Origin of the sequence: Streptomyces sp. NPDC127197 (assembly GCF_042672405.1) — a bacterium.
GTDB classification, from domain to species: Bacteria; Actinomycetota; Actinomycetes; order Streptomycetales; family Streptomycetaceae; genus Streptomyces; species Streptomyces flavusporus.
In genome coordinates, this window is record NZ_JBHXVG010000006.1 from 240,192 (window position 1) to 249,548 (window position 9,357).

Sequence of the window (9,357 nt, forward strand, 5' to 3'; positions counted from 1 at the left end):
GGGAGACCTTACAGCAAGGTGGGGCATGGTCCGAAATCGGTATTCGGGCCTGCCACGGCGGCCGGTCAGCGGTCGCGGAAGAAGTCGGTGAGCAGCCGGGCGCACTCCTCGGCGAGCACGCCCTCGATCACCTCGGGGCGGTGGTTGAGCCGCCGGTCGCGTATGACGTCCCAGAGGGAGCCGGCCGCGCCCGCCTTGTCGTCGCGGGCGCCGTAGACGACGCGGTCCACCCGGGACTGGACGATCGCGCCCGCGCACATCGTGCAGGGTTCGAGGGTGACGACGAGGGTGCAGCCGGACAGTCGCCACTCGCCCGCCCGTCTCCCACCACCACCCTTGCCGGAGGCGCTTCGCGCCGCTGATTCTCTCAGCTTCGCCGCCGCACGGCGGATGGCGAGGACCTCGGCGTGCGCGGTCGGGTCGCCGGTGGCCTCGCGTTCGTTGTGCCCGGTGGCCAGCACGGTCGTACCGTCGGCGGACAGCACGACCGCGCCGACGGGGACGTCGCCGCCGCGGACGGCCCGTTCGGCCTCGTCCAGGGCGTGCCGCATCGCGGCCCGCCAGCGGTCGCGTACCGGGTCGGGGGACCGTGCGGTGTCGGGCGGGGTCAGCGGACGGTCTCCAGGACCTCCGAGGCGCCCAGGGACTCGGCGATCGCGGTCAGGGCGTCCTCCGAGAGCGACAGCAGCTCCTTCTCGCTGACGCCCAGGTCGTCGAGGACGGCGGTGTCGCCGACCGGGCCGTGCGGCACGGCCTCGGCGGAGCCGCCGTCGCCGGCGTCCGTGTCGTCGTCGTCGGGTTCACCGTCCTCGGTGCCGTCGAGGTCCAGGGAGTCCAGGTCGGCGCTGTCGTCGCCGGGCTCCCTGCCGAGCAGCTCGTCGGTGAGCAGGATCTCGCCGTAGCTGCTGCGGGCGGCTGCGGCGGCGTCCGAGACGTAGATCCGAGGGTCGTCCTCGCCATCGATGCGGACGACGCCGAACCAGGCGTCCTCCTGCTCGATCAGGACGAGCACCGTGTCGTCGTCGGGAGAGGCTTCCCGGGCCAGGTCGGCCAGATCCGACAGGGTCTCCACATCGTCGAGCTCTGTGTCGCTCGCTTCCCACCCGTCTTCGGTGCGCGCGAGCAGTGCGGCGAAGTACACCGTGACTCTCCCACTGGTCAGAGGCGTGCCGGTTGGGGGTCCCCCCGGCGGAGGCTGCGGGCGGGGAGAGCTCGGGCTCCGGGTCCCACCCACTCGGAATCGTGGCAGAAACAAGGCGCTCAGGGGACGTCTTCGGCTCCCTGTGTCCGGCAGTTTTGATCGCACGTCCGCGAACGACTCACCAGCGCACTCGTTGCCGCCACCTGCGGATCGTACGCGGCTTTCGAGGTCGGCCCCGCACGTCCACTCCCACAACGACCGCGCGGGGTGCGGATCTTCCCGCCGCCGGCCCGGGCAGTGGATCTACCAGCGGAACGTTCGCATGCGCATCGCATGGCGCAGCCGGGCCGTCTTGGCGCGCCGGGGCTGGACGCGGTCACGAAGTTCTCGCGCTTCGGCGAGTTCGCGCAGGAACCGTGCCCGGCGCCGCCTCCGCTCGGCGTCGGTCTCCTGCGGCGTCGCGGCCGTGCGCCGTCCGGCGGAATCCCGGTCCCCCGGAGTGTCGCCCTCGGGCAGGTCAGGCATAGCACACCACCCCTATCCGTCCCTCCCACCTTCCCCCGGACGGGGGGTTTGACGCCAGGGCGTGGCGGCCACGAAGCGCGGCTACTGTTGGGGCATGCGTCTCCACGTCGTCGACCACCCACTGGTCGCCCACAAGCTCACCACGCTGCGCGACCAGCGCACCGACTCCGCGACCTTCCGCCGTCTCGCCGACGAGCTGGTCACCCTGCTCGCCTACGAGGCCACGCGCGACGTGCGCACCGAGCAGGTCGACATCACGACGCCGGTCGCCTCCACCACCGGCGTGAAGCTCTCCCACCCGCGCCCGCTGGTGGTGCCGATCCTGCGGGCCGGTCTCGGCATGCTGGACGGCATGGTCCGGCTGCTGCCGACCGCCGAGGTGGGCTTCCTGGGCATGATCCGCAACGAGGAGACGCTGCAGGCGTCCACGTATGCCACCCGCATGCCGGAGGACCTCTCCGGGCGGCAGGTGTACGTCCTGGACCCGATGCTCGCCACCGGCGGCACGCTGGTCGCGGCGATCCAGGAGCTGATCAAGCGCGGCGCCGACGATGTGACCGCGGTGGTGCTGCTGGCCGCCCCGGAGGGCGTCGAGCTCATGGAGCGCGAACTGGCGGGCACCCCGGTGACGGTGGTGACGGCATCGGTCGACGAGCGCCTCAACGAGAACGGCTACATCGTGCCGGGCCTGGGCGACGCCGGGGACCGGATGTACGGGGCGGCCGAATAGGGCCCTGCTGAAGCCTTGTACGAGGCTTCAGCAGCTCTTCTTCGACGCGGTGGGCGTCGGCTCCGGCTCGGCCAGTGCGGCCAGCGCCGCGGCGGCGTCCGCCTGCTTCGTCAGCCCCTTGAAGCCGTTGCCGAGGATCAGGTCGACGGCCGGGCCCTTGCGTCCGGCGTCGGTGCGGCGTTCGGCGGTGGTGAGCTGGGTGGCGAGGACGGGCAGCGAGGTGTTCAGGGACGCGGTGGGGCCGAGGAGTATGCCGGTGCCGTCGACCTTTTTGTCGAACTCCTTCGGCGCGTTGCCCACGTCGCCGATCCTGAAGCCACGTTTCTTCAGTTCGTCGGCGGTCTGCTTGGCGAGGCCGCTGCGGGTCGTGGCGTTGAGCACGTTGACGGTGATCGCGCGGGGCTCGGGCAGGTCCCTGGTCGCGCTGGGCGAGGGGCTCGCCTTGGTCGCGCAGTCCGCCTTGGGGCCGGCGGCCGAGGCCTTGTCGCCGCCGGTGAAGACGTCGACGAGCTGGAGGGTTCCCCAGCCGAGGACGCCGAGCACGGCGACGGAGGCGGTGACGAGGAGTACGAGCCTGCCGCGCCGCCGGGGCGGGCGCATCCGCGGGTACTTGTCCCCCGTGATGCGGTACTGGCCGCCCATGCCGGGGGGAGTCAGCATGCTCATGGGCGCAGCGTAGTGCGCCCGGGCGGCAATGCCTACTAGATGATCATTCGACGCCGCTCAGGAGAACCCGAAAGGGCCAAGCCGTTGCCGGCGGGTGCCTTGGGCGGGCCTCAGTCCAGCTCGAGCACGCGGGCGTGCAGCACCTGGCGTTGCTGGAGGGCCGCCCGCACCGCGCGGTGGAGGCCGTCCTCCAGATACAGGTCTCCCTGCCACTTCACGACGTGCGCGAAGAGGTCGCCGTAGAACGTCGAGTCCTCGGCCAGCAGGGTCTCGAGGTCGAGCTGCTGCTTGGTCGTCACGAGCTGATCGAGGCGGACCGGGCGCGGCGCGACGTCCGCCCACTGCCGGGTGCTTTCCCGGCCGTGGTCGGGGTACGGCCGGCCGTTTCCGATGCGCTTGAAGATCACACGGAAAGCCTACCGGTCGAGCCTCCCCGGCCGCAGCTTCCCGGCTCGGGCCGTGCCGGTCAAGTGCGCGCACATCATGGTCGATATCGGTCAAAGGGGGTGGGCGTGGATGAGGTCGCCCGCAGAAAGCGGTGAGCCGGACGCCCCGTGCGGGGGCGTCCGGGCTTCACGTCAACCGCGCCGCCGCTCCCCGACCTGGCCGGGCTGTTGCTGCGGCTTGGCTTCCTTCGCTTCCGGTTTCGGGGCACTGCGGGCGGCCTCCGCGCGCACCAGGGCGCGCAGCACCGCGTAAGGATCTGAGGGCATGGCTGCTTCTTCCTTGCGTCCGTCTGGTCTTCCTTGCGTCGTACTGACCGGTCTGGGGGACGACGGGTGCATCAGCAGCGCAGGACCACGGAACGCAGGGCGCCTGGGGTGCACGGCGGCCAGGGCGGGGCCGGGCAGGGGCGGGCCGGCATCCCGTGGGGCGCCGGGGCCGGTGCGCGGACCGGCCGCTGCGGCAGGGCGGGCTGGTGCACGGCCCGCCCCGGCGGCCGTACGGCGGTGTCCAGCACGTCGCCCTCGGTCACCTCGCCCACCACGGCCACGGCGGGCACGGCGACCGCGTCGGTGTGCGCCGCCGGCACGAGCAGGGCGAGCAACAGCACGACCACCCGTGCCCAGCGACTCGGAGACGGGACGGCATTCACGGCTGCTCACCTCCCCGGCGGGCGGACGAGGCCCCTAGGGCCCCAGCAGGCACTAAGCGGCCTTGGCGAAGTCGGCTGCGGTTCGGCAGCGCCGCGAAGGGGCGCGGGGAACTGCGCGACCGGCCACGACGGGCCCGCAGATGATCGACGGCCCATCGCGGCACTTCCCGCGGAGCGCTTAGCACGGCCTGCGCTATTCGCTCGTTCGGCGTACCGGGCTCGGGCATGACGGGCATGAGGTTCTCCCGGTCACAGCTCGCGGGGGACGTGGCGGGTGAGGGCGCGGATGCGCAGCGCCGTGAGGAGTTCGACGATGCCCACCGCGATCAGCCAGCAGCCGCCGACGATCGTGAGGACGGCGACCGACTCGAACGGGGAGACGATCAGAACCACGCCGGCGAGGACGGTGACGATGCCGAGGAGGAGCTGCCAGCCGCGGGCGGGCACCGCCGGGTCGGACGCGGCGGCCAGGGTCTGGGCGATCCCGCGGAACAGCCAGCCGATGCCGATCCACAGCGCGAGCAGCAGGATCGACTGCATGGCGCCGCGGAAGCAGAACAGGCCGAGCAGGATCGACAGGGCGCCGCTGATGAAGGCCAGCACGCGCAGCGAGGTCGTCTTGTGGGTGCCGAAGGCGGAGGCGAGCTGGAGGACGCCGCTGATGAGGAGGTAGAGGCCGAAGAGGATGCCGGCGGCCAGCAGCGTGGCGCCCGGCCAGAACAGGACCAGGATGCCCAGGACCAGCGAGGCGATCCCGGTGACCAGCACGACCTGCCACGCGGCGCGGGAGATCAGGTGCAGTGGCCCTTCGAAGGGCGGTTCGGGGCCGTCGTACGGCGGGCGCGGCGCGTGCGGGGCACGGGTGGCGTGCACGCGCCGGTCGTCGTACTCGGGACCCCAGGGGGAGCCGCTCGGTGGCTCGGTCATGCTCCATGCTGGGAACGCCGACGAGCGGCCCGCATCCCGGAGCGGGCCACTCGGCTGACAGCTACTTCTTCGCGGCCTTGGCCGCCGCCCACACCCAGGCCGGCGACTCGGGCTCGCCGTAGGCGCCCTTCCGGACGGCGCTCACATCACCGTCGTAGTGCTCGACGAGGTACTGGCACAGCTGCTGGATCCGCCGCGTCCGGTGTCAGGTCGCGCGCCAGTACCCCAGCGCGTGCACACGGTCCTTCGGCACGGTCAGGTCCTTGCGGACGTACGCCGCCAGCGTGCGGGTCGTCGCGGTGTCGCAGGCGATCCAGACGTACGGGTGCGGGGTGGCCGCCAGGAGTTCGGGCAGCGTCGTCTTCACGTCGTCGACCAGGTGTCCGCGGGGGAGCGTGCGCAGCTCGTGGCGGTCGGTGTCTCCCCGGTACGGCAGTCCGGCCGGCTCGCCCTCGAACCAGATCGTCGCCAGCGCCGAACCCAGTTCGTCGAGGAGGGAGTTGAGCGCGGGCAGCGAGGCCGGGTCGCCGATCGCGAAGACGTGCGAGGGCTCGGGCTGGGGCCGCTGGAAACCCGTCCCCTGCACCGTCGCCTCGATCGTGTCCCCTGGCTTCGCCGCCCGCGCCCAGTCACTGGCGCACCCCTCGTGGAGTGCGAACTCGAGGCTGAGGGTGCCGGCCGCCGGATCCGGGTCGACCAGCGTGTACGCCCGCTGGTGCGGCTTTCCCGCGTTGTCGAACCACAGCCGGACCCACATCGTCGGGTGGACGCCGGTCGCCGCGAGCATCCCGCCGTCGGTGAGGTGGAGCCGCCGGTACTCGGCGGTGACGTCCTCGGCGCCCGTCACGGTGAACACGAAGTCCTTGGCCCGCAGCAGCCTGAGGACCGCGCCCTCCCAACCCCGCCCCTGCCCCATCGCGTCTTCACCCTTCGCGTACGATTCCGCCACGACTCACTTAGGTGAGCCTAACCTAAAGCACAGGAGGGCGACAGGGTGACCACCGAGATCCACCGCGATGCCTGGGGCATCCCGCATCTGCGCGCTTCCGGCGCCCGCGAACTCGCCCGCGCCCAGGGCCGGGTCACCGCCCTCGACCGCGCCTGGCAACTGGAGGTCGAACGCCACCGCGCCCAGGGCACCTCGGCGTCCTTCCTCGGTCCCGACGCCGTGGCCTGGGACGTCTTCGCGAGACGGGCACGGCTGGACGACACGGCGAGACGTTGCTTCGACGCGCTGGACCCCGACACGTCCGACTGGGTCCGGGCCTATGTCGACGGCGTCAACGACGGCCTCGCCGAAGGCGCCCGCCGTACGCCCGAGTTCGCCGCGACCGGACTGGCCCCCGGCCACTGGGAACCCTGGACCCCGCTCGGCGTCTGGCTCGCCACGCACATCCTGTTCGCGGGCTTCCCGGCGAAACTCTGGCGCGAGCAGGTCGTACGGCACCTGGGCCCGCAGGCGGTGGGGCTGTTCGCCGCTGACGGCCCCGGCACCTCCGGCAGCAACGGCTGGCTGGTCGCCGGCGAACGCACCGTCACCGGGCAGGCCGTCATCGCGGGCGACCCGCACCGGTTCATCGAGGACCCCGGTGTGTACCAGCAGATCCGCCTGTGCTGCCCGGAGTTCGACGTCGTCGGCCTCGCCGTCCCCGGTGTCCCCGGCATCGCCCACTTCGGCCACACCGGCACGGTCGCCTGGGCCATCACCAACGCCATGGCCGACTACCAGGACCTGTACGAGGAGCGGCTGCGGCGCATCGGCGCCGGTGTTGAGGCGCTCGGCCCGGACGGGCACTGGCAACGCGCCGCGCGGCACACGGAGTTCGTCGAGGTCGGCGGTGCGGAGCGGGTGCCGGTCGAGGTGATCGAGACCGAACGGGGACCGGTCGTCGCCGGTGGGCCCGAGGGGCTCGACGACGGCACCCCCCTCGCCCTCAGCCTCCGCTACCCGCCCCGCGTCACCGGCGACCTCGGCTTCGCCGCCCTGCTGCCGCTGCTGCGGGCCCGCACGGTCGCCGACGTCGACCGCGCCTTCGACGTATGGGCGGAGCCGGTCAACGTCGTCCAGGCCGCCGACACCGAGGGTGGGACCCTGCACCGGGTCGCGGGTCGGGTGCCGGTGCGCGCCGAGGCCAACCGCATCCGGCCGGTGCCCGCCTGGGAGCCCGGCCACGAGTGGCGCGGCTGGCACGAGATGCCCCGCGCGGGCCTGACCGACGGCATTGCGGTGATGGCCAACCAGCGCGGCCCCGCCGCCCCCCTCGGCGTCGAGTTCGCCGCGCCGCACCGCGCCGGCCGGATCGCCGCGCTGCTGGGCGAGAAGGACCAGTGGTCGGCGGCCGACATGCCCGCGATCCACACCGACACCCACCTGGCCTCCGCCGCCCCCCTCCTCGCCCACCTCGAGGCCCTCGACGACCTGCCCCCCGACGCCGCCGCCCTGCGCGAGAGCCTCCTGCGCTGGGACCGCCGGATGGACGCGACCAGCCCCGAGGCCGCCGCCTACGCGGCGCTGCGCGGCGCGGTGGTCCGCCGGCTCGCCGCCCACCCGGCGTTCACCCCGCTGACCGAGCCGCCCGCCTACCCGGAGGTCCTGCTTCCGTGGCTCGCGCCCGTCCCGCGCATCGGCCTCGCCCTGGAACATCTGCTGAGTGCGGACGAGTTGCACGGCATCGACCGCGCCGCGATCGTCCGGGACGCGGTCCGGGAGGTCGCCGGGCAGCCGCGGCGCACCTGGGGCGACACCCACCGTCTCGCTCCGTGGCGGGCCCTGGCAGGTCCGTCGGACGACGAACCCGGTCTGTCCGGCGACCACGACTGTGTGCTGTGCACCTCCGCGGTCCCCGGCCTCACCGACCGCGCCGCACGCGGCCCGGCCGCCCGTTACGTGTGGGACCTGGCCCGTCGTGAGGACAGCCTGTGGGTGGTGCCGTTCGGCGCGTCCGGCGTCCCCGGCTCGCCCCACCACCGCGACCAACTCCCCTTGTGGCTCGAGGGAGATCTCGTGCCGGTCGTCACCGACTGGGCCCGTCTGACGAAGGAGACCGACGATGTCTGACCCGTACGCCGCCCGCACCGCCGTCCACGAACAGGCGGTCGACGGATTCGGCACCGTCCGCATCCTGCCTCTGGACGCGAAGGGCGACGCCGAGCTGATCCACGGCTGGGTCAGCGAGGAACGGGCCGCCTTCTGGGGCATGAACGGCCTCACGCCGGACCAGGTCGCCGACATCTACGCGCACCTGGACACCCTCGACACCCACCACGCCCACCTGGTCGTGCGGGACGGCGAACCGGTCGGGCTGCTCCAGACGTACGAGCCCGGCGCGGACCGGGTCGGCGAGGCTTACGAGGTCCGGCCCGGCGACATCGGCGTCCACCTGCTGCTCGCGCCCACCGGACCGGGCGGCGCACGCCCCGGCTGGACGGCGCTGCTGGTGGCCGCCATCACCTCGTACGTGCTGCTCACCCTGGACCGGCAGCGGATCGTGGTCGACCCCGACGTGCGCAACGACAAGGCGATCGCCCGTTTCCTGCGGCAGGGCTTCGAATCGGGGCCGAAGGTCGTGCTGCCGGAGATCGACCTGCCCGACGTGTACCTGCCGGAGAAGCACGCTCAACTCGCCTTCCTCGACCGGGCGGTAGCCTTCCCGGCGTGACCCCAGAAGACCTCGTCGCGCACTACGCCATGGAGCCGATCCCCCGCGAGGGCGGCCTCTTCCGAGAGACCTGGGCGGGGCCCCAGCGGCCCGACGGGCGCCCGGAAGGCACCGCCATCGTCGCCCTGCTCAAGCGGGACGACTACTCCGCCCTGCACCGCCTGCCCACCGACGAGGTCTGGCACTTCTACCTCGGCGACCCGCTGGAGCTCCTGCTCCTCGCCCCCGACGGCACCTCCCGCACCGCCGTGCTCGGACCGGACGTACTCGGCGGCCAGCACCCCCAGTTCACGGTGCCGGCCGGCACCTGGATGGGCGGGCGGGTCGTCGAGGGCGGCGCCTGGACGTTCTTCGGCTGCACGATGGCACCCGGATTCACCTTCGAGGGATACGAACACGGGGACGCCGCCGACCTCACCGCCCGCTACCCGGACCGGGCCGACCGGATCGTGGAACTCTGCCGCCCGTGAGGCGGGTGCGTGAGCACACCGGCGCCCGCGTCCGTACGTATCGCGAAGGCACATCCGACGACGGAGAAGCGATGGGGCTGCGCGATGGCGGACAACGGGACGACGGCGACCCCGGAGCGCACGAACACCCCCGGCGACTTCAC

The 9,357-nt window shown here is 72.8% G+C and carries 13 protein-coding genes; 4 read left to right on the forward strand and 9 right to left on the reverse strand.

What is annotated here, in order from left to right:
* Positions 1-65: 65 nt before the first annotated feature.
* From ACFVJQ_RS12505 to ACFVJQ_RS12515, 3 genes are all read right to left on the reverse strand, one after another.
* The gene (locus tag ACFVJQ_RS12505; protein ID WP_385510584.1) at positions 66-551 is read right to left on the reverse strand and encodes a nucleoside deaminase; all 486 of its coding nucleotides are present in this window, start codon (positions 549-551) and stop codon (positions 66-68) included.
* Between the two features lie 56 nt (positions 552-607).
* Entirely contained in the window at positions 608-1,141 is a 534-nt protein-coding gene (locus ACFVJQ_RS12510) for a hypothetical protein (RefSeq protein ID WP_385783202.1), read from the reverse strand.
* A gap of 303 nt (positions 1,142-1,444) precedes the next feature.
* The gene (locus ACFVJQ_RS12515) at positions 1,445-1,666 is read right to left on the reverse strand and encodes a hypothetical protein (protein WP_385510586.1); all 222 of its coding nucleotides are present in this window, start codon (positions 1,664-1,666) and stop codon (positions 1,445-1,447) included.
* 94 nt (positions 1,667-1,760) lie between these two features.
* Here ACFVJQ_RS12515 and upp point away from each other — a divergent pair, with 94 nt between their 5' ends.
* On the forward strand, positions 1,761-2,396 hold the full coding sequence (gene upp / locus ACFVJQ_RS12520) for a uracil phosphoribosyltransferase (protein WP_129798663.1): 636 nt from the start codon (positions 1,761-1,763) through the stop codon (positions 2,394-2,396).
* 27 nt (positions 2,397-2,423) lie between these two features.
* Here the strand turns inward: upp and ACFVJQ_RS12525 are convergent, their stop codons facing one another.
* From ACFVJQ_RS12525 to ACFVJQ_RS12550, 6 genes are all read right to left on the reverse strand, one after another.
* Positions 2,424-3,038 (reverse strand): LytR C-terminal domain-containing protein, encoded by a 615-nt coding sequence (locus tag ACFVJQ_RS12525; protein WP_385510675.1) that lies wholly within the window; start codon positions 3,036-3,038, stop codon positions 2,424-2,426.
* 134 nt (positions 3,039-3,172) lie between these two features.
* On the reverse strand, positions 3,173-3,469 hold the full coding sequence (locus ACFVJQ_RS12530; protein ID WP_004943146.1) for a type II toxin-antitoxin system VapB family antitoxin: 297 nt from the start codon (positions 3,467-3,469) through the stop codon (positions 3,173-3,175).
* Positions 3,470-3,640: 171 nt separating this feature from the next.
* Positions 3,641-3,775, reverse strand: coding sequence for a hypothetical protein (locus ACFVJQ_RS12535; RefSeq protein ID WP_385510588.1), 135 nt, complete (start codon positions 3,773-3,775; stop codon positions 3,641-3,643).
* Between the two features lie 71 nt (positions 3,776-3,846).
* The gene (locus ACFVJQ_RS12540; protein WP_385510589.1) at positions 3,847-4,158 is read right to left on the reverse strand and encodes a hypothetical protein; all 312 of its coding nucleotides are present in this window, start codon (positions 4,156-4,158) and stop codon (positions 3,847-3,849) included.
* A 249-nt stretch (positions 4,159-4,407) separates the two neighbouring features.
* A complete protein-coding gene (locus ACFVJQ_RS12545) occupies positions 4,408-5,085 on the reverse strand; it encodes an HdeD family acid-resistance protein (RefSeq protein ID WP_385510590.1) in 678 nt (225 codons plus the stop codon).
* Between the two features lie 205 nt (positions 5,086-5,290).
* Positions 5,291-6,001 carry a siderophore-interacting protein gene (locus ACFVJQ_RS12550; protein WP_385783207.1) on the reverse strand — a complete coding sequence of 237 codons (711 nt, stop codon included), beginning with the start codon at positions 5,999-6,001 and terminating at the stop codon, positions 5,291-5,293.
* A 78-nt stretch (positions 6,002-6,079) separates the two neighbouring features.
* Here ACFVJQ_RS12550 and ACFVJQ_RS12555 point away from each other — a divergent pair, with 78 nt between their 5' ends.
* From ACFVJQ_RS12555 to ACFVJQ_RS12565, 3 genes are read left to right on the forward strand one after another with little or no spacing between them, the layout of a single operon-like run.
* Positions 6,080-8,143, forward strand: a complete 2,064-nt coding sequence (locus ACFVJQ_RS12555) for a penicillin acylase family protein (RefSeq protein ID WP_385783210.1) — start codon at positions 6,080-6,082, stop codon at positions 8,141-8,143.
* Positions 8,136-8,744 (forward strand): GNAT family N-acetyltransferase, encoded by a 609-nt coding sequence (locus ACFVJQ_RS12560; protein WP_385783212.1) that lies wholly within the window; start codon positions 8,136-8,138, stop codon positions 8,742-8,744. Before ACFVJQ_RS12555 ends, ACFVJQ_RS12560 begins: the two co-directional genes overlap by 8 nt.
* Positions 8,741-9,214, forward strand: a complete 474-nt coding sequence (locus ACFVJQ_RS12565; protein ID WP_385510594.1) for a cupin domain-containing protein — start codon at positions 8,741-8,743, stop codon at positions 9,212-9,214. Before ACFVJQ_RS12560 ends, ACFVJQ_RS12565 begins: the two co-directional genes overlap by 4 nt.
* The last annotated feature ends 143 nt before the right edge of the window (positions 9,215-9,357 follow it).

What these genes read in the sequence shown, in the direction of transcription:
- ACFVJQ_RS12535 (WP_385510588.1), bottom strand. Translation starts at nt 3,775, where the DNA reads ATGCCCTCAGATCCTTACGCGGTGCTGCGCGCCCTGGTGCGCGCGGAG.
- ACFVJQ_RS12560 (WP_385783212.1), top strand. Translation starts at nt 8,136, where the DNA reads ATGTCTGACCCGTACGCCGCCCGCACCGCCGTCCACGAACAGGCGGTC.
- ACFVJQ_RS12550 (WP_385783207.1), bottom strand. Translation starts at nt 6,001, where the DNA reads ATGGGGCAGGGGCGGGGTTGGGAGGGCGCGGTCCTCAGGCTGCTGCGG.
- ACFVJQ_RS12525 (WP_385510675.1), bottom strand. Translation starts at nt 3,038, where the DNA reads ATGGGCGGCCAGTACCGCATCACGGGGGACAAGTACCCGCGGATGCGC.
- ACFVJQ_RS12515 (WP_385510586.1), bottom strand. Translation starts at nt 1,666, where the DNA reads ATGCCTGACCTGCCCGAGGGCGACACTCCGGGGGACCGGGATTCCGCC.
- upp (WP_129798663.1), top strand. Translation starts at nt 1,761, where the DNA reads ATGCGTCTCCACGTCGTCGACCACCCACTGGTCGCCCACAAGCTCACC.
- ACFVJQ_RS12545 (WP_385510590.1), bottom strand. Translation starts at nt 5,085, where the DNA reads ATGACCGAGCCACCGAGCGGCTCCCCCTGGGGTCCCGAGTACGACGAC.
- ACFVJQ_RS12505 (WP_385510584.1), bottom strand. Translation starts at nt 551, where the DNA reads ATGCGGCACGCCCTGGACGAGGCCGAACGGGCCGTCCGCGGCGGCGAC.